An 18,431-nucleotide genomic window follows, 5' to 3' on the forward strand; every position below is an offset into this window, starting at 1 on the left:
CGGGTGCTTGTGGGAGGAGGGCCCGCAGCTCAGCCTGGCAGAGCGCGGCCTTGGCGCGGCCGTGGCCCCGGGTTCAAATCCCGGCGGGTCCACCACCGCCAATTGTTACGAGAAATGTTACAATTATCATATCGAGCTGCCCCGTCCTCGGGATACCGGCCCGAAAGATTAATAAGTTCGCAAGGGGGAGCCGGCGGTCGGGAGGAGGGCCCGCAGCTCAGCCAGGTTAGAGCGCGGGGCTGATAACCCCGAGGTCCCGGGTTCAAATCCCGGCGGGCCCACCACCGCTAATTGTTACGAGAAATGTTACAATTCCGACAGGTGAGTTCCCTTTCAGTATTAGTGACGATCGAAAACGTGGGCGTTCGTCCGATTGAAAAGTACCGAAATGCAGTGGAGGTTTTGCCGGAAAAACATTGCCGGGTAAATAATAAGAACAACTGTTGCCGGAAAGCCTTGCCGGACAAAAGTGGGGGGAAATCAATGGCGGCCGGGAGTATAGCTAAGGCCGTACACGACGCGCTGGCGACATGGGGTGCCCAGGGACCGGGTGCGATCTTCTTCCTGGTATGGGCAGCCGTGTTAGTCGTCGGAATGCAGCTAGGTTTCATGTTCCTAGAAGCCGGTCAGGTACGGACGAAGAACGTCGTCAGCGTTCTGATGAAGAACCTGCTAGACTTGTCACTCGGAGGTATTGTCTTCATATTCTTCGGATTCGCGCTAGCTTTCCCGGACTACGCACAAAGCATCGGCAAGTGGATCGCCACCATGTTCACGGCGAACCCGTGGAGCGCCGATCCGATGAAGGCCGCCGACCCCTACAACCTGGCGTACTGCTTCTTCCAGTTCGCGTTCTGCGCCACGGCAGCGACCATTGTCTCAGGGGCCGTCGCCGAGCGGATCAACTTCAAGGCGTACCTGGTGATGACGGTCCTGATCACGGGGATACTGTACCCGATTTTCGTGCTGTGGACTTGGGGCGGCGGCTGGATGGGCGGCGACACCGGCTTGTTCGCCAAGGTCTTCGGCCAACCGTACCACGACTTCGCCGGTTCGACCGTGGTTCACGCCCTAGGAGGTTTCCTGGCGATGGCCGCCGCCTACCTGTTGGGTCCGAGGATCGGGAGGTTCAAGGACGGTAAGCCGGTACCGATCCCGGGACACAACATCCCGCAGGCGTTCCTGGGGGCGCTTTTCCTGGCAATCACCTGGTACGGTTTCAACGTGGGTAGCTCGGCGGTGCTCTACGACCCGACGAACGAGTCATGGATCAGCTCGCTAGTGGCCATTAACACTACCCTCGCGATGTGTGGTGGAGCCGCGGCGGCCGCCTTCGCGACGAGGTTCGACCCGCTGTGGGCTGCCAACGGTCTGATCGCGGGATTGGTAGCGATCTGCGCCGGATGTGACATCATGAGTCCCATCGGAGCCCTAATCACCGGTATCGTGGCGGGATTGATCATTAAGCCGGCGTTCCGGATGCTGGAGAAGCTGGAGATCGACGACGTTGTCGCCGCGTGCCCAGTGCACGGATTCGCGGGTGTGTGGGGTGCGATCGCGGCTGGAATCTTCGGAACCGAAGCGCTGGGTGGCGCCGGCGGCGTGAGTCTAGCCGCACAGATTGTCGGTGCCATCGTATGCGTAGCCTGGGCACTGGGCGCAGGATTCGTGACCTTCTACCTGATCGACAAGATGGTCGGGTTAAGGGCGACAGAAGAGGAGGAGAAGAAGGGCCTAGACGAGACTGAGTTCGGTGTCAGCGCCTACCCGTACATGGAGACCAGGGAATGAACGAGCGGATGGGGGTGAACCATGATGTACATGGTTGAGGCCGTTATCAGGCCGGAGAAGTTGGACGAGGTGAAGGAGGCGTTGGATGAGGCCGGCTACCCGGGTATGACCGTGATCGACGTGAAGGGTCGTGGTCGACAGCGGGGAATCGTACACCGGTACCGTGACGAGGAGTACCGGATCGATCTCCTCGACAAGATCCTGCTGAAGGTCGCCGTTCCCACCGAGGATGACGTCGAAAAGGTCATCGACATCATCTGTGAACACGCGAAGACCGGCAAGCCCGGCGATGGTATGATCTTCGTCATCTCGCTCGAGGACGCCGTCCGCGTGCGCACCGGAGAGCGCGGTGAGGACGCACTGTCTACCGAGGAGTGATCGAGTTTTCTTCCCACTCACCGTGATCGTTATTGGCTCAATAACGATTGCAGCACGCGTGGGCCGGGAGCTCGGCTAAGAGCTTAGTAGCGCCACTCGGCTGGGTGGCGACTCATCGACTAGCTCGAATCCTGCGTGCTCCGCGATCTCTGCCGCGAACTTCCGCACTTCTTCGTGCGAGGGCATGTTGTCCGGTGACATCCGGAAGGCTGCCCACCCCACGCACATGAACGCCTTCACTTCGACGTAGTCCGGCTCGACGTTGGCCAACAGTTCGCCGAACTTCTCGGCGGTACCCTCCATGTTCCAACCTTTGATCGCGGTGATGCGGATAACCGTCCGGCAGGAGAGGGAATCCAGTAACTCCAGCGTCCTCACGATCCGGTCCCAGGAGTCCGAAACCGTGGGTCTGTTGATCTGACAGTGTAGCTCCTCGTTCGGTGAGTCTAGGGACACGTATAGCTGCGTCGGCTCACGTTCCAGATCCTCCACCCGGTCGGGTCGCAGCCCGTTGGTTACCAGGAACGTAGTGTCGAATCCGTAGGAGTGGAAAGCGTCGATCAGTTCGCCGATTCTAGGGTACAGAGTGGGCTCACCTGCGAGACTGATCGCGGCGTGTCTAGGCTCGAGGGATTCCTTCCAGCGTTTACGAGCTTCACCTTCGAGGTGCCCATACCCTTGAAGGAAGCGCCGTTGTTGCTCTACGCTCTCCTCGACTATCAGGTCTGGATCGTCCGGGTCAGGCACGTCATGGGTCCCTACGGTGAGTTCGACCGGCCTCCAGCAGTACACGCAGCGCTGCTGACACCAAGCTACCGTAGGGGTCATCTGAAGGCAACGGTGGCTCTCCACTCCGTAGAACTTCGCCTTGTAGCAGTGCCTACCGTTCTTGATCGCCTCCCGGCACCAATAACACGGCTTGACCGCGGAGTGCTTCCCGACCAGACCGTAGCCCTGCTTACGGAGAACTTCCAACACATCAGCGTGTAGCAACTCGTATCACCCCGAACGGTCTTTTTCCGTCCGAAAAGATTCCTAGCTTAATCGGGATCACCACGGGGTCAGCTGCGATAGCCACCACAGCTTTTCCTCAACGATAATAACGTGGTCGGGTGGGTAACACGATCTTGAAATTTGTAACACCGGTGATTCGCTCTGGAGGTCGCTCGTAGGGTTCGAAGTCGAATCGAACGGAGTTACTCTATTCTTTTGTCTTGTCTGAAATGTAGGGCAACGTCCTGCTGTGCGTATATGCGGCGGGAAATCGGCTTAATTTCATCTAGGGACTGTTGCATGTGGTGAGGAGGTACTGAGTACGAGTTAACCGATCGTCCGATCGATGCCAGCGCACGCAACCATTATATATCCTGTCCTATGCTGCCCACATTTGAGGGCGGGCCCGCGGTGTAGCCAGGTCTATCATGCGGGGCTCCAGGGACCCGCCGATGACTTCCATGGGGTGTGCCGGACCTGGTGGGGAGATTCCTGGAGCGACGAGGCGGGTCGAAGACACCCCGTGACCCGGGTTCAAATCCCGGCGGGCCCACCAAGGCCCGAATTGTTATGAAAACCATAACGGTGGCCCAGTCAGTAAAGGGTGCTCAACCTGCTCATTCCTCTAGTTTCCTCCTGATCAGGTGCCCGACAACGGCGGTGACCGCCCCGATGGCCGTGGCGGTTTCGAGGGGTACCCTACGACCGGTGATATCGAGGTGATACTCACACGCTTCGAGTACCTCCGCAGGCAGTCCACGTCGTCCGAGTCCGAAAACCAGGGTTACGGATCGGGGCCGAAAGACTTCTCGAACCACATCCTCGGGTTCGATGGCCTTCCGCTCGTCGGGACGACAGGTTGTCCCGATGATCGTGCCGAGCTGAGGTGGGAAGCCGCGCTCGGGATAGTTGTAAACCTCCAACAGGTTGCGCTCGGCCAGCACCAGCATCTCGCGACCTGAAGTACCGATGGTAGTCTCTTCGGAGACGTACTCGGCGAGTTCGTGTGGTGTTCTTACGCCTAAATCGTCCAGCGGGAACCCGAAGAGTGCGAGCTTGAAGTCGAAGGCCACGCATAGCGGTGCCACCCGGGCGATAGTCCGTGCGTGTATCTCGTGGAAGCGCCGCGGGTCGTAGGAGTTGTACAGGCCGATGGTCACCCTGCCGGCGCGCTTAGGCATCGCTGGATGATTCCCCCTTGGTCACTCCGGTGGCGATGAAGTGAGCGACCCGGATGGGTTCGGGAAGACGGTGACGAGTCGCCGTGCGTCTGAGCACCAATTTAGCGATGTCAGGTTCGACTCCAGCGCACTGGAAGTAGACTGGAGGTTCATCTCGACGTGTTTTCACGCTGTGGACTGGACCTGCCCTGAGGACTATCTTCCGGCGTTCCTCGGTATGGTTCAAGTTACTAAGAGCGGAGACCACAGATGCCACGTCGGGCCGGCGCTTGATCACGGAGATTACGGGTAGACCAGTCTCCTCGTGTAACTTTTTGATGTCCAGGACGTTGAACCCCGCGAACGTGATTCCGTCGGTCAGGATTACGCGCAATTGAGGCCTGTGTTTGGACCTGTTGACCATCTCCGCGATCCGATCGGTGACGTCGAGGCCGTCGACGGTTACCTCCGTGCTCATCACGCCGTCGATCCACTGTCCACCGCGCATTACAACACCGACAACGAGTGTTCTATTGTCCTCTGGGCCGTAATGACCGTCGTCGATCCCCAACACTCTTATCTCCGGCTTCACTTCTCTGAGCTTCAACTTTCCTTCTCCTCCAACGCCCCCAAGAACTCCTCCTTAGCCTTTTTCACCAGATCCAGCAATTCCTCTATGGCCCGCTCGAGGGCTTCTCTGGCGTCGGCGTCCTCATCGACCACCCGTATACGCATCTTCGGTGGTACGTACCGTTCTTCGTCGACTTCGTGTTCTTTACCGAGTATAGGGTGCTCAATTCTGTAAGTCGCGACGATTCCGTCCTGCTGGTTTAAGGACCATCTTAAGAGATTACATAAGGTGTGGTCCTCACCGGGTAGCTCGAGCAGGACCTCGTCTTTGTCGTATTTCTTAACAACGACTTCAACCTCGGGCAGTTTCACAGTATTCACCCCGTCACAAGGGTTCGTGGAGGAAGTCCTCCAGGGCCCTACCCATACCTTTACGGGCTTTCCGGAGCTCGGACGCGATCTCCTCTAATTTGCGCTCCGTGGACTTCGGGTCCTCCCGGAGCTCACAACGCCCGTCTTCTCCCTCCCGAAGTATTCCCCGTTCGATGGCCTCATAGGCTAGATCCATGGGGTCGACGTCGTACTCGTGGGAGAGGATGGCCAGCATTCGGCGCACGGGTTCCGATGCCGCGTAAAACCTCGCCTCGCGGTAAGCCTCGGCGAGCTCTCTAACGAGCTCGCGGAGCTCACTCATGGGTGCGTTCGTGGTGATCCACGGGCCGCGAACCCTTGCCCGGTAACCCTGGCGGCGGAGTGCGTCGCGCAGTAGCTCGGATGGTATCTTCGGGGCGCCGGCTTCTCTGCAGATCGTGCTCAGGTGGAGCCTAACCTGCTTCTTTTCTTCCGACTCGGACAGGACGGTCCTACGAAGTTCTCCCAACTTGCAGATGTGAGCTTTAACCGCGGCATGCGGGCCGAACACCTTCACTTTAACCCGGGTACCGCGAAGCTCCACGACGGTGTCTACACCTCGGGCCTGAGTAGTTTCGACGGCACGGAGGAATCGCTGGGCGGAGTCACGGTCGGGGAAGGTGAACGCTATCTCGCGCTTCTCCATCTTAGGCATCGCTCTCGACCTCCCGTAAGTAACCGGCAGCGACCTTTCTCGTCTCGGTGTGACCGCACACGGGGCAACGGAGGGTCCGACCCTTCACCCTTTCGAGTTCGGATCTACATCGGGTGCAGTACGCGAGGACTACCCCGTATTCCTTACCCATAGTGGACAGCTGTACCGGCATTTTAGTGCTCACTACTCGAGCGCGAACGATGTCTCCGGGTTGGAACTCGTCGGCCAGATCCTCCACATAGGCGTCTCTGACCTTTGATATGTGGATCCCTCCTACTCCAGAGGTTGGAGGCTCGCGGTCCGTCCGATCGTCCACGAAGCATATCTTGACGAGAACGACCTGATCTTTCACCGACTGCACTCGTCCGATCACTGAGGATCCCAGTTCCAGTTTCGGTGGTGTGTCCGCGTACGGTTCGACGCGAACTTCACGCTCCTCGAGATCCACTTCCACTCGCCCGATGATGGCGGCCCGAACGACACCACCATCCTCGTAGGTACCTGGGCCAGGGTAAAATGCTTCCGCCACGGTTATCTTGTCGCCGGGCAGTACGAACTTCCCTGGCTCCACGTAACGTCTCACGACTTTCTCGTCCGGACGCTTTCGACTTGTCTCTTCACCTCTTCCCCGAACAGTCTCAGGAACTCCTCGACCTTGCTTTCTGGGACGACGCCTCCGGCCGCCGGTGCGTGTCCACCGCCCTTTCCGCCCACCTCGGTCGCCGCCTTTCTGATCGCTCGGGCTACGTCGATCTCCTCTCCCTCGACTACCCGGGCGCTGATCTTTCCCCGTCGAACGCATACGCCCACGGGTCTTCGTTTCACGCCTGCTACGTGAGATGCGACCCTTCCGGTCATCGCGGGGTGGACATCGTCCATGATCGCGTACGCGACGACTTCGTTCAGGCATTCCGCCACCTCCCTCGCTCGACGGAGCACCTCGTGTTCCTCCGCCATAGCATCGCGAGCGAGCTCATACACCTCGTCCAGCTCGGAGACGGAGGTCTCCGGGAGCTTGAGAGCCAATTCCTGTCGGTATTCGCCATCCATCCGGATCAGTGCGTAGTCGAGCAGGCTCGCCTCCGTGTAAACCTTGCGCCGGTCGTACATTTTGAGGACCTCTCTGAGTACTCTGGAGTACTCCTCGGCGTAGTCCGTGAAGGCCGCGTACGCGGCGATGAGTCGTAGGTCACGCTCGTGCAGATCGACCGTGGCCCAATAGCAGAGTTCGGCCGCACAGAGTCTGGTGTCGTGAATGAATACGTCGGGTCGCACGTCCTCGAGTACTTGGTGATGGTCTACGACGATCACCCGACATCCCTCGGACTTGGCGTCGTGGATCGCTGTCTCCCCGGTAGACCCTAGGTCCGCGGCTATCAGCACATCACACTCCGGAGCGATTCCAGAGACGACTTCCTCGAAATTGGCGGGAGGGGAGAAGTACAGCACGAAGTCCGCCCCAACGTTGTTCAGCACGTGACCGAGGATCGCGGCGCTCGCTAACCCATCCACGTCGATATCCGAAATTATCGCGACTCGCTCGTCCTCCAGCTTCTTCAGGTGTGGGACCAGCGCGTTCCTTACTTCCTTAATGGGATCCAAGGGAAACCCCCTTTTGTCAGTCGATCTTCTTAAAGACTAGAATCGCAGCGTCTACGTGGCGGATCCTGCTCCGATGATGAGGATACATGGCCGGGACAGGGAATCGAACTAACCCGACGGTGTCACATGTAGCCCCTAATTCACGGGCACGACGCTTCCAAAACTCTTCCGTACCCGCGCGATGGAGTGAGACCACACCGGATGACGCCTCCAGGGCTACCTCTACGAACGGCCGGTCGGCGCCACGCCGCTGGGCTCCGAATGGGGGATTCATTATAGTAACGTCGTACTGGTCCTCGGGCTCGAAATCCCGAACGTCCGCCTCGACGACTTCCAATCTGTCCTCGACGCCAGCCCGTTTCACGTTCCTCCGTGCCACTTTGACGGCCTCTGAGTCAACCTCCACACACGTGACCTCGCACGCCCCTGCAAGCGCCGCACCGATACCTATCCTACCAGTACCGGCTCCGAGATCGAGTACGCGCGAGCATTCGAGTCCGAACTCCCTCTCGGCGACCGAGAGCAGTACTCGGATCACCTCCCCGGGAGTCTCGTACTGCTCAAGTGATAGTTTCGGTTCCGGAAACCCATCCAACTCGTCGAGCTTCATCGCCAGGCGACGATCTATCAAAGCCTTTCACGCACCCTCCGCTCCCGTTCGACTTCCTTCCACCACTCTGGTCCTCTACCCAAACGCTCCTCTGGGTCCATCCGCACGAACTTCTTCTTCCCGCAATACGGGCACTCAGGAGGAGTTCGCTTTCGACCAACTCTCTTACCGCACGATGCGCAGATTATGTGTTCCGGCAACATCATCCCCCCAGTCGGGGGTGCGTTCGAAATGCCCGCGGGTCCGGTGCACTTGGCGTACGGAGTCCTATTGGCGGTGATGTCGTACCCACAGAACCCGGAGTACGGCGGGATAATCGTGTACGGGTCATTAGCACCGGACTTCGCCACGGCGGCCTACCACGACCGGTACTCGGACTTAAGGTACGTGGACTACCGGTGGGCCCACGATCCCACGCACGTTTACGATTATGCATCTGTGATAGTCGAGCGGACTGTATCCAGGACGCTTCAGGGAGTCGATGGAAAGGTAGCACTGTGGTGCGCGGAGACGGGTATCGCCAGTCATCTTCTTTTAGATCTTTACACACATGTTAGGACGTCGCCGATCAAGGAGTGGAGAGAACGAGCCGGCATCAAGACGGTGCTCCGGGATTTCTACTACCCATGGCAAGAGAACGCGGTGGAGTTCGCACGTTGGGCGCTAGGGCGGGCTATTCGAGTGTTCGGTAGCCCGGACGAGTTCTGGCGGTACGTAGACGAGGCGTGTGCTGTCGCGGAACAGCTCATGGGCGACTATGTCATCAGCGCTTACCTCAGGAGGCTGTCGGAACGCTACTTCGGAAACCCCGACTTGCGCCTAGCCGATTGGTTGAGGTGGTTCTACCGAAAGTACGGTTGGGAAGAGAACGCTACGGACGCGTTCATCATCGATGACGTAAGAATTCCGGCCGATCCTGTGGAACTTTTGTCATGGGTTAGTCAGTGGGATCCGAGTGTGACCCCAGAGCGGCCACCTCAGTCGGGCGGTGGTGGATCGTGGTTATTGCCGGTGTTCCCGATACCGACGATACGCCGGCACTAGCCCGGCACCCAAATGTATCTATTACCAGCCTTGTACACTGCACCGCCGAGCTTCTTCATGTGACCGAGTTGTGCACCGCCACGTTTCGCCCTGGCAACCTCCTTGAACTTCTCCACTTTTAGCCCGGAGGGAGTGCGGTAGATCTTCGTGACGGTAACCTTGCCCGTGGTAGTCTTGGTGATGATGGTAGCTTCCGACGTTTTAGGGCTGAGAATTTTAGTGAGACCGTAGCTGGAAGACATGGTGATGATGAACGCCAGGGCGAAAACCATCGCCGCGTCGAACAGGTTGGCGACGCCGGCCAGTGGGTCGTCGTTGTCATCGCCGTTCAGAAACCTCCTACGACGTCGTCTCCTCAGATACCTGGGCAACGTCATCCCCCGAACTCGCGTTGGAGCATAGTTTCAGCCAAGAATTCGAGATCCGAGACGTCCTTTCGGTACCACCTAGATCTGAACAACGTGATCACGTAACAAGCTCCGGCGGATGCCAGACCGACTACTGTGGTCGCGAACGCCGTGATCAAAGATGTCGCTAAGCCCGAGATGTTACCCTTAGCCAGCTGCTCCAATCCCGGTCCCAATGGGATCAGCGTTCCCATCAGTCCCAACATGGGACCTAAACGCACGATAATCCTCGTCCTGCTGACCTTGCTGGCCAAAAAGTTTTCGAGGTTCTCCAGCTCCTTTTCGACCCTCAAACTGGCCTCGTCCGCAGAATCGGATTTCTCGACAATCTGTTCTACTCTCCTCAGGAACTCCGAGAAGTGTGGAGGAAGTCGCTTCACGTCCGGAAACTTCTCCGCAATCTGTTCGAGATCCTTCCTGGTGAACCTGGGCCGGTAGGCCACCTCACGGAGGAATATGGCCAGTTCCATCAGAGAGTAGGTCAAGGACAACAGCAACAGTACTACCGTCGGGTAAAACAACAGCTCCATTACCACGTACAGCGCCTTAGTTATCGCCGTCGCGACGCTAGCCATTCGATCACCGCCCTGATGATATCGTCGATTGGGTTATCTGGTGGATAGTTTCCTCGTGAAGCCTTGCGCGCCGCCCACAGGTACCCGAACGCCATCAAAGCCAGGAACAGTAACGCCCACGGGCCTATTTCCGATGGACTCGGAAGGGTCAGCTTGAGTTTAGGTGCTCGCTTCCATAACGGGTAGGCCCACGCGATAATCCCAGTGATTATGAAGAGGAGTCCCACTAAGTTCTCGAGACCGCTAAGAGCCACAGCCGGAGGGATTTTGAGAATCTCGATGACGGCATCGGCGACGATCAAGGTAGCGTACGCCGTCGAAACGAAGCAAGTCCAGAGTACCAAGGCGGCTTGAGTGACGTTAAGTGCGCCTATCTCGGCGTACATGGCGACCGATAGGGCCACTCCGGTTAGGCAGATCGGACACGGAACGGCCACGATGAATGCTCCCAGCTTGGAGAGATCTTTCGCCGAACCTTCCGTTGCCCACTTACGTGCTATGAATATTCCTAGTCCGATAAGGAACAATCCCAGCAAGGCGTGACCGAGGAGGGCGTATCTTTGCATAGCGAGCGCTGTTCTTATGAACTTGGAGACCAAGTGACTCAGGCCTATTATCGCAGGTATTAGTATCCCGGAGAGCGCTGCAATAGCCATCGCCCCACGACGTAACTGGAAACCAGCGAATCCTATTCCTAATCCCGTTTTTAACCCCACGATGAACACGAAGAACGCTATCGCAAGCGCGTAAATCGGGTTATCGGCGAAGGCTGGAACGACCATCCACGAGGTCAGCGCAGCCACGATTACCGAAGACGTCACGGCGAGGAGGGTGACAACTTTGAAGGGTGATACGCCGAGATCACGTGAGATGAGATAAGATGGATACATCAGAGCAACGGAGGACGCCGCGATAGCCCCTGCAGTCACGTCGAGAAGGCCGACGAGGAGGGCGACCCCGGAAAGCGCCGTCCCTTCCAACACGGCTCGAATTATCTCACGACGCTTCTTACGGACACCTAGCACGCGCGCCAGCATTACTCCCGTCCCGACTCCGACGGCGGCCGCGGCCATCCCGTAAACGGCTCCGTAGGTCAGTGCTTCCGACACGCCGACGGAATGGTATCTTAGCATTAGCGCCGCGCTGGCACCTAGATAAGCAGTGAAAGCCGCGATCACACCGTGGAACACCCGTCTTTCCCCCATCATGGACCGAATGCGCCGACCAGAGGGAACAGGATGTTGAACGGTGGTAAGTAAAGTAGGTTCTCTGACAGCTCATAATACTTGAATTTAGGCAACTTCGAAGTGATTTCCTGAACGAGCCACCACTTCCGTTCGGTGAGCGTCCGCAGCACCGGGGTCAAAGCCTCGACTTCGCGCAAGTCGTCCATGGCCCCGGGCGCACGCTTCTTGACACGGTTTTCGGCACGGCGTAGCGCTGAAAGAACCCGCGAGACGTTCCTCTCAGCCCGATCGAGACCGGTAACACCTTTCGCTCTCGCTTTCCGGATTTTCAGTCGGGCGAGCTCGAGTTTACGCTCAGCACTGCGGATAGCGGAAAGTAACTCCAACCGATCTCGTCCCGGATTGTTCCCAACGCGGAGCGTATTATCGTACAAAACAACCTTGTAGGCCAAATACGGGGATGAGGCGAGTACGGTGGCAACGCATTTAGTAGCTCCGTCAATGTCGTTAACAGCGGATTGTAACCTCTCCATGCAGAGGTACTTCTGGAATCGGTGGTCGAACGACCCATGAACGAGTGCTGGGGATAGCACGAGAATGGTCACGAGCGCTGCTGCCACCTTCCATCGCAACTCCACTACCCCTCGTATTACCCAGCAGTTGCCACGTAACAATCTATAATCGTTTTGCGGCTCTGGATCATGTGTGAGCGTGGACATATATCCAATTATTGTTACCCTCGTCGGTGTGCTCAGTCACGGTGTAGCCTACGGTCCCGTAGTATAGGGCGGTTAGGAGTTCCCCGACTTTCCGTTCGACTCGGTCCCCATCGTCTAGAATGTGCTCGTCATCGAAAAGCACGTCAAACCACAGGAGAAGCTCGTCGTAAGCCATTGTCTGAGCGTACTCTCCCATCCCCAAGAACAACTGTCCGTCTTGGAACATTTCCGTTACTATCTCACTTATCCTGCTCACCCCCCGGCACGTCCGTGTGCTAAGCGGACCAGGTCTAAGTAGGGAGCCACCTCGCGCAGCTCGTTCGGCTTTATCAGTGCGCCGCTTTTCTTGACGTACTCGATGAACCTGCGGTACGTCGGATGGCTGAAAAGCGTGTCGGAATCTCCGATACAAATGAGTTTCCGCCTAGGCCTAGTGATAGCGACGTTCAACCTCCTCATGTCCTTTAGGAACCCTATTTCACCTCTAGGATTGCTTCGGACGAAGGATACGATCACGGCCTCCTTCTCCCGACCCTGAAACCCGTCGACCGTGTTCACCTCGACGTCGTCAAGCCCGAGTTCGTTGAGGGCCTTCGAAATCAGGTCCACCTGGTCGTCGTACGGACTGATAACTGCTAGATCCTCCTGAGACAACCCCTGCCGAACCAGTTGTTCCGACAAAAAGGCGACTATCGCGACCTCTATCGGATTTTCACGGGATTTGGAGCCGGGACGGCGTCGCTCCCTCCGCAAGCGTTCTGGTAAGTGCGATGTATCCACGAACCCCAGCGGCTCCTTAGGGCGTAAGATATCAGCCCAGGGTCTGCCTACTTCTGGCTCGCCGACACCTAAGTCCTCGAGCGTGTGACGACGGACGCTCGAGTGAGCCTCGAGCTTACCGTTGTAAAACTCTCGGTTCGGGAATTCCATGATGCTCTCGTGCATCCTGTACTGCACTCTCAGCATCCTGGAGAGCTTCGGGTGCTTTTCGATCAAACGCTCGAAGAGCGTGCGAGAGAGCTCCGGCTGAGCCTTTTCACTTAAGATAGTCGGGGGCAACTGCTTGTGGTCTCCCGCCATGATGAACCTCTTAGCCCTGGAGATCGGGATGAGTGCTGAAGGTTCCGTGGCTTGCGATCCTTCGTCGATTACGGCGACGTCGAACTCGACGTCTTCGAGGAACTCCAACCCTGCGCCGGCGTTCGTAGTGACCACGACTTCAGCTTCCTCTAGTACTTCCCGGATAGCGCGCTCTTCCAGTCGCTCCGCCTCCTCGAAGAGTTTCTGGACCTTCCTGTTGATGTGGATCCATTTAGCCATACTCCGGATTACACGCGGCGGAACACCTCGGGCTCCCTTACCCTCTCTCGCTAGGTAGAGTATGGTCTCGTCGGACATTCCTCGACGCCACCTGGGCACCGGGCGCTGGTATCGATCACGCTTCTCAATGAGCCTGTAAGCGCGCTCCCGGAGGCTCTCCGCCTTCTTGTACAGTGGGTGATTTTCCACGATCGCGCTAAGTGTCCGCTCTTTAAGACTCTTGGAGACACGGGCAGGGTGCCCGACTCTAACAGCCTCCACGCCACGCTCTATCAAATAATCCAAGATGTTGTCCGCGGCGATGTTAGACTCGGCCGTCGCGAGGACCTTGTTACCACGCCGGACCTCCTGGACGATCACTTCGGTGATCGTTCGGGTCTTACCCGTACCCGGAGGACCGTGAATTAGGAAGAAATCCGGCGCCCCTAGGGCGTGTTCCACAGCCTCCCGCTGGGAATAGTTAAGGTCAGTATCGACGAAGTCCACGTCCTCTGGCTCCGCGTCGCCCGGATCGTTGAGTCCGATGATCGTATTTCTGAGCTCTCGGAGTCGACCCTCAGCGTGTCTTATTCGTTCTAGCGCCTCCATCATGCGCTGGAAAGTGACGTCGTTAGCGTATAGGTCGATCCTGATCCCATCGCCCACAGCCCACTTGGGTGGGGGGCTATCGAAGGCAACCGTAATCGAGCGTTTGGTCTTCTCCACCACGGTTCCAGTGAGATCACTCTTCAGTGGATCACCGCGACTCACGAGGACAAGATCGCCCACGGATATTTGTGTATCTATCTCTCTGGACCGGCCGTACTTCACCAGATAGTAACCTCCGACTTCCCGACCGGCCCTCGTACCACGCAAACCGAGTACTGCTCTTCCTTTCTTCTCACGCTCCTTGCCTGAAAGTTTCCTGATTTCCTTTTCCATCGCCCTCATCTCAGCTTCCCGCTCCAGCTGGACTAGCCTCTGGAACTTCTTGACGTAGGCGTCTACTACCTTAATCTCCTCGGATTCCCCTCCCGTAGGTACTTTCACGTCAGCATGTCTTAGGAGACGTTGAGCCGCACGAGGCTCGACCTGGCACAGCGCGGCTCGGTTAGCCAGCCAGATTTTACCGACTTCGTGTGGTCTCACACCGAGTGAGGATAGTGTGTCCAGGACATCTCTCGGAGAGTCCCCCGGACTAAACCCTTTGATCAACACTTCCTTCATGGTTACACCCCCGGTGAACACTACACTACCGGGGGGTACCGTTCTGTGAGACCGTTTCTGAGCCGGCTGCGCGCCCTCATCTCGTACATAAAGAAAACGTACGATCGCGTCGCGGTAGCCTACTCCGGTGGTACTGATAGCTCGGTACTCCTGTACGCTGCCGTCAAGGCGTTAGGACGGAAGAACGTGATCGCCTGCACGGCGTGTTTGCCGTACGTAGTGAACGTGTGTCCGCCGACTCCTATGGATGTGAAGCAAATCAGAATCCGCCCAAATGTCGAGGATGTCTTCCGAAAGGATAGAGACGAACACCCGTGTTACCTGTGCAAGCGGGCGATTTACGGGGCGATACACGAAACCGTAGGAGATGTGGACGGAGTGATGGACGGTACCAACGTCTCGGAATTAACCAGAGGTCGACCTGGTCTCCGGGCGTTGTACGAGCTCCACGTTGACATCCCACTGATCAAGTGTGGACTCGGTGATCAGACAACGTCCGTGCTCGCCTCTTACCTGAACCTCCGAGCCCGCTCCGGAGCGTGCTCACTCGTATTGTCTCCGGAGTGGCCCGACGTCGAAGTGGGCGACCCAGGGAGGCTGAACCGGACAGCCCGACTACGCAAGCCACGGCCGGAAAGGTGGTCCCTCTCGGAGTGTCTGGAGTTCATGATCCATGCGCCGTTACCCGAAAGACGGACTGAGACGTACGAGTGTATCCGTCGAGGGAACGCGCTAGCGTTCCGAGTACTGGGCGGAAGAGTCACCGAAGCCGTAGCTTCGTACTTCCGAGAGTGCTGGAACGTGTGAGAATTCGCACTTCACTCGATCGAGATATCTATTATTAGAGGGTAAAACCGGGAAGATTTGGCCTCGTTGAAGTCGGAGACTGGAAGTGGGGCGAGGATAGCCCGTTTCACGAACTCTACTAATACGGGTTCCACTTGAAACGTCCTGTGCACCTCATCGCCGACCATCGGGACCTGGTTCTCCAGTGTAGCGCGGAGGATCTCACCCAGTTCTCCTGGATCCTCGGAGGTTATCGGCACGATCTTGACCTTGATCTCAGATTCCAGTGTACGGACTACACGCTTGAACCGGCGATCCTTGAGACAGCTTACCACGATGAGATAATCGAATTTCAGTTCCCGGAGGAACTTCCACTGGGTCCACTGGATAGCGTGCTTTCCACCGCGTGGGTCCCTCCACAACGGCTTCCCTTTTGTGAACTTCCATAGATAAGAAAAGTCCAGCGTAGGAGCATCTAGCATTGACGACACGTAAACACCGTAGAGTGCGGAGATTGTATCGGTGACCGCAACAGCGACTGGTGCTTGGTCCCAAAGCCCATCGGCGACCGCTGCCTCAACACCCCATGAGCATACGTTCGGCATCCGCTTCCAACCTCGAAGGGGTTCGGCTCCGACTTGACCGCTTTTGTATCCCGTCACGGCGATCGATTCGGGTGCCAGAGACCTAAGTGCATCAGCGGAGTACGGTGAGGCTACCTGGTATCCAGAAGCCTTTGGGGGGAAACCCTCGAGAAGGTCGCTCGTCGGTCCCACGGCGTTGTGAGAAGCCAAGAGGAGGGGGAGCCGAACCGCCGTGAGGTCTTCCAGTACCTTACGCGTCTTTCTACGGAGGATTCCCGATAGGCATAGTGTCTTACATATCTCGTACAGGGGATACGCCACAACGGCCGCGGTGCCTTTCCTCATAGAATACGTCTCTAGGAACGCCTCGGCGGAGACCTCGCTACGTTCCTCGGCCGATGATTCCTCGCGTGGTTCCCTCGACGGTTCTTCCTCCACCTCATCTTGTCTCGTCTTTTTCGATCCCTCTCCCGAGCCGCGGGAGCTGCTCTCCATTGGTCCCCCGATGGTCTCCGCGACTGCTGTTGGATCTACTTCGGTCGCGTCGATCGTTTGCCTTATCTTCATCAGTCGATCTCGTACGACCTTACTATCTCGACGGAAGATCCTACCGATCATCCCGGTTCACCTCGTAAGTCTGAACATCTCCTCGACGATTTCTTCGATCTGAGAGACGAGGTCGGAGTCCAGCTCTACTATGAGCGGTTTCGGGACGTGTCGGGCCTCGAGCACTCTTTCGACTTTTTCTCCCGTGTTGATTTTCATATCGGCACACACCATATGACCAGGGACGATGACTTCAGTGCCAGTTTCGCGACGTATCCGGAAGGCGAGGCCTTCCTCGGTTCCCATCACGATCTTACTGATGTTCTCCTTTTCACAGTATCGACGTATTTGGGACGTGGAGCCGACGAAATCCGCCATCGCGCATACCTCAGGGGGACATTCCGGGTGTACCACGACGGCGGCGTCCGGATGTCGAGAACATAGTTCGCGTAAGTCAGAAGGAGACAGCGAGTGATGAACGGGGCAGCTACCATGCTCGGGGAACGGAATTATTTCCTTGTCCGGCACGTGTTTTTGCACCCAAGCCGCGAGGTTACTGTCGGGAACGAAGATGATCTTATCCTCAGGGAGTGAGGATACGACTTCGACAGCGTTGGCACTGGTACACATCACGTCAGCCTCAGCTTTCACCTCGGCGCTCGTGTTGACGTACGCGACCACGGCGGCGTCTGGATGCTCGCGGCGAAACTCTCGCAGCTCTTCCGCCCTGAGCCGCATGGCCATACCGCACGCAGCGCGGTGGTCGGGCACGACGACTTCACGATCGGGGTTGAGTGCCTTCACAACCTCCGCCATGAAATCCACTCCGCACATTACGATACGATCAGCATCGATCTCCCGGGCCTCTAGGGCCATCTCTAGCGAATCCCCGACGCAGTCCGCCATGAGTTGTACATCGGGCCGCTGATAGTTGTGAGCCAGCACGAACGTTTCCACAGTACCTACCCCCTAAACCAACGGCTCGAACTCGACCTCGAATACGTGTTCTGGAATTTCGATCATTACCTTGGGTACGAGGTCCGGATCGATGGTACGGAGGATTCTGGCAGCTTTGGGCACCGAACGGAGAGGTAGGGCGGCGTTGGGACGCTTAGGGTCGTCCAAGTAGTCGCTCTCCAGCATGAACTCCGGACCGTGCTCCGCGGCTTCCCGTACTGATCGCCGAGAGGCTGGTACTGAGGGCCACACTCCTACGTTTCGGGCTGCGGAGACGTCGGATGTCGCCCGATGCCTCACGAATCTGTTGAAGTCGAATCCGACGTCTTTTAAGTGCTCGTACAGTCGCATGTAGTGCTTCCCCGAGGCTTTGGGTCCATGGTAAATCACCGGCAAGTCCAGATCTTTGGCCAGCTCCAGGAACCTGATGAACACCTTGTGGCACACACGCTTCACCTCAGCGGGCACGGGATAGTGGGGATGACCTACTTCGCCCACTGCAACTACCTCTTCGTACTCGGCGGCGAATTTCTCGATGAGACCGCACACGGTTTCTGCGACGTCTAGCACTTCCTCTTCGGGACGCTCTTCGGCCAGCGTCGTCACCTCGGCCGGGTGCCAACCTAAGGCCGCATATCCTCTCAGCGGATACTCGAGCTTGCCGTACCGGACCCCTTCGAGATGTAACAGGTAAGCGCGCTCGAAGTCTTCCCTACTGTATCCGTGGATTCGATAGCTCCGAAGCGTTAGAACCGGGGATACGAACCCGGTACCCCCAGCTCGATAGAACTTCTCAAAGACCTTGTACCCGTCACCTTTCACCGGATTGAAGTGAAGATGTACGTCAGTAGCCACCCGCAATCGATCACCCCGGATCATCCTGAAGGTTGGCTTAAATCGGATGACGTGAGGGCTCGGCGTCATCCCGGC

22 protein-coding genes and 3 tRNA genes are annotated in these 18,431 nt (G+C 57.5%); 7 read left to right on the plus strand and 18 right to left on the minus strand.

Going from position 1 to position 18,431, the window contains the following annotated elements:
- The first annotated feature begins 18 nt into the window (after positions 1-18).
- The 4 genes from BW919_RS01325 to BW919_RS01340 all read left to right on the plus strand — a co-directional run bounded on the left by BW919_RS01325 (position 19) and on the right by BW919_RS01340 (position 2,169).
- A tRNA-Ala gene (locus tag BW919_RS01325) sits at positions 19-95 on the plus strand.
- A gap of 111 nt (positions 96-206) precedes the next feature.
- Positions 207-284, plus strand: a tRNA-Ile gene (locus BW919_RS01330).
- A gap of 199 nt (positions 285-483) precedes the next feature.
- Entirely contained in the window at positions 484-1,791 is a 1,308-nt protein-coding gene (locus tag BW919_RS01335; RefSeq protein WP_088335046.1) for an ammonium transporter, read from the plus strand.
- 24 nt (positions 1,792-1,815) lie between these two features.
- A complete protein-coding gene (locus BW919_RS01340; protein ID WP_088336458.1) occupies positions 1,816-2,169 on the plus strand; it encodes a P-II family nitrogen regulator in 354 nt (117 codons plus the stop codon).
- Between the two features lie 75 nt (positions 2,170-2,244).
- On the opposite strand, the gene twy1 is transcribed toward BW919_RS01340, so the two are convergent.
- Positions 2,245-3,162 carry a 4-demethylwyosine synthase TYW1 gene (gene twy1 / locus BW919_RS01345; protein ID WP_088335048.1) on the minus strand — a complete coding sequence of 306 codons (918 nt, stop codon included), beginning with the start codon at positions 3,160-3,162 and terminating at the stop codon, positions 2,245-2,247.
- Positions 3,163-3,564: 402 nt separating this feature from the next.
- Here twy1 and BW919_RS01350 point away from each other — a divergent pair.
- Positions 3,565-3,718, plus strand: a tRNA-Trp gene (locus BW919_RS01350).
- A 61-nt stretch (positions 3,719-3,779) separates the two neighbouring features.
- Here the strand turns inward: BW919_RS01350 and BW919_RS01355 are convergent.
- Genes BW919_RS01355 through BW919_RS01390 form a run of 8 tightly spaced genes read right to left on the minus strand, consistent with a single transcriptional unit; the run spans position 3,780 to position 8,376 of the window.
- Entirely contained in the window at positions 3,780-4,343 is a 564-nt protein-coding gene (locus BW919_RS01355; RefSeq protein WP_088335050.1) for a DUF531 family protein, read from the minus strand.
- Positions 4,336-4,929: a DUF99 family protein gene (locus BW919_RS01360; protein WP_088335052.1), complete on the minus strand. Its 594-nt coding sequence runs from the start codon at positions 4,927-4,929 to the stop codon at positions 4,336-4,338. Before BW919_RS01360 ends, BW919_RS01355 begins: the two co-directional genes overlap by 8 nt.
- Positions 4,926-5,264: an RpoL/Rpb11 RNA polymerase subunit family protein gene (locus BW919_RS01365; protein ID WP_157665845.1), complete on the minus strand. Its 339-nt coding sequence runs from the start codon at positions 5,262-5,264 to the stop codon at positions 4,926-4,928. Before BW919_RS01365 ends, BW919_RS01360 begins: the two co-directional genes overlap by 4 nt.
- A gap of 13 nt (positions 5,265-5,277) precedes the next feature.
- On the minus strand, positions 5,278-5,958 hold the full coding sequence (locus tag BW919_RS01370) for a DUF2067 family protein (RefSeq protein WP_088335056.1): 681 nt from the start codon (positions 5,956-5,958) through the stop codon (positions 5,278-5,280).
- Positions 5,951-6,529 carry an exosome complex RNA-binding protein Csl4 gene (locus BW919_RS01375; RefSeq protein ID WP_232452897.1) on the minus strand — a complete coding sequence of 193 codons (579 nt, stop codon included), beginning with the start codon at positions 6,527-6,529 and terminating at the stop codon, positions 5,951-5,953. The genes BW919_RS01370 and BW919_RS01375 overlap by 8 nt, the downstream gene beginning before the upstream one ends.
- An 8-nt stretch (positions 6,530-6,537) precedes the next feature.
- Complete coding sequence (locus tag BW919_RS01380; protein ID WP_088335061.1) at positions 6,538-7,560, minus strand: DHHA1 domain-containing protein; 1,023 nt, start codon at positions 7,558-7,560, stop codon at positions 6,538-6,540.
- Between the two features lie 16 nt (positions 7,561-7,576).
- Positions 7,577-8,191 (minus strand): METTL5 family protein, encoded by a 615-nt coding sequence (locus BW919_RS01385; RefSeq protein WP_088335063.1) that lies wholly within the window; start codon positions 8,189-8,191, stop codon positions 7,577-7,579.
- Complete coding sequence (locus BW919_RS01390; protein WP_157665847.1) at positions 8,188-8,376, minus strand: hypothetical protein; 189 nt, start codon at positions 8,374-8,376, stop codon at positions 8,188-8,190. The genes BW919_RS01385 and BW919_RS01390 overlap by 4 nt, the downstream gene beginning before the upstream one ends.
- 25 nt (positions 8,377-8,401) lie before the next feature.
- Here BW919_RS01390 and BW919_RS01395 point away from each other — a divergent pair, with 25 nt between their 5' ends.
- Positions 8,402-9,214 (plus strand): hypothetical protein, encoded by an 813-nt coding sequence (locus BW919_RS01395; protein WP_088335068.1) that lies wholly within the window; start codon positions 8,402-8,404, stop codon positions 9,212-9,214.
- Here BW919_RS01395 and BW919_RS01400 read toward each other — a convergent pair.
- The 6 genes from BW919_RS01400 to BW919_RS01425 form a co-directional block, all read right to left on the minus strand.
- Positions 9,211-9,585 (minus strand): DUF2149 domain-containing protein, encoded by a 375-nt coding sequence (locus BW919_RS01400; RefSeq protein WP_157665849.1) that lies wholly within the window; start codon positions 9,583-9,585, stop codon positions 9,211-9,213. The genes BW919_RS01395 and BW919_RS01400 overlap by 4 nt on opposite strands.
- Positions 9,586-9,587: 2 nt before the next feature.
- The gene (locus BW919_RS01405) at positions 9,588-10,196 is read right to left on the minus strand and encodes a MotA/TolQ/ExbB proton channel family protein (protein WP_088335072.1); all 609 of its coding nucleotides are present in this window, start codon (positions 10,194-10,196) and stop codon (positions 9,588-9,590) included.
- Positions 10,172-11,386, minus strand: coding sequence for a DUF2162 domain-containing protein (locus tag BW919_RS01410; RefSeq protein ID WP_157665851.1), 1,215 nt, complete (start codon positions 11,384-11,386; stop codon positions 10,172-10,174). Before BW919_RS01410 ends, BW919_RS01405 begins: the two co-directional genes overlap by 25 nt.
- Before the next feature lie 14 nt (positions 11,387-11,400).
- On the minus strand, positions 11,401-12,015 hold the full coding sequence (locus tag BW919_RS01415) for a hypothetical protein (RefSeq protein WP_088335076.1): 615 nt from the start codon (positions 12,013-12,015) through the stop codon (positions 11,401-11,403).
- 67 nt (positions 12,016-12,082) lie between these two features.
- Entirely contained in the window at positions 12,083-12,358 is a 276-nt protein-coding gene (locus BW919_RS01420; RefSeq protein WP_148688365.1) for a hypothetical protein, read from the minus strand.
- Positions 12,355-14,628 (minus strand): IGHMBP2 family helicase, encoded by a 2,274-nt coding sequence (locus tag BW919_RS01425; RefSeq protein WP_232452898.1) that lies wholly within the window; start codon positions 14,626-14,628, stop codon positions 12,355-12,357. Before BW919_RS01425 ends, BW919_RS01420 begins: the two co-directional genes overlap by 4 nt.
- 45 nt (positions 14,629-14,673) lie before the next feature.
- On the opposite strand from BW919_RS01425, the gene BW919_RS01430 reads away from it, so the two are divergent.
- Positions 14,674-15,435: a hypothetical protein gene (locus BW919_RS01430; protein WP_088335080.1), complete on the plus strand. Its 762-nt coding sequence runs from the start codon at positions 14,674-14,676 to the stop codon at positions 15,433-15,435.
- An 11-nt stretch (positions 15,436-15,446) separates the two neighbouring features.
- On the opposite strand, the gene BW919_RS01435 is transcribed toward BW919_RS01430, so the two are convergent.
- The 3 genes from BW919_RS01435 to BW919_RS01445 are packed head-to-tail and all read right to left on the minus strand — an operon-like array spanning position 15,447 to position 18,356.
- Positions 15,447-16,616 (minus strand): hypothetical protein, encoded by a 1,170-nt coding sequence (locus tag BW919_RS01435; protein WP_088335083.1) that lies wholly within the window; start codon positions 16,614-16,616, stop codon positions 15,447-15,449.
- A gap of 6 nt (positions 16,617-16,622) precedes the next feature.
- Complete coding sequence (gene nadA / locus BW919_RS01440; RefSeq protein WP_088335085.1) at positions 16,623-17,501, minus strand: quinolinate synthase NadA; 879 nt, start codon at positions 17,499-17,501, stop codon at positions 16,623-16,625.
- Between the two features lie 12 nt (positions 17,502-17,513).
- Positions 17,514-18,356, minus strand: a complete 843-nt coding sequence (locus BW919_RS01445; protein ID WP_232452920.1) for a TatD family hydrolase — start codon at positions 18,354-18,356, stop codon at positions 17,514-17,516.
- Positions 18,357-18,431 lie beyond the last annotated feature (75 nt).

This window comes from Methanopyrus sp. KOL6, assembly GCF_002201915.1.
GTDB lineage: Archaea > JAADCQ01 > Methanopyri > Methanopyrales > Methanopyraceae > Methanopyrus.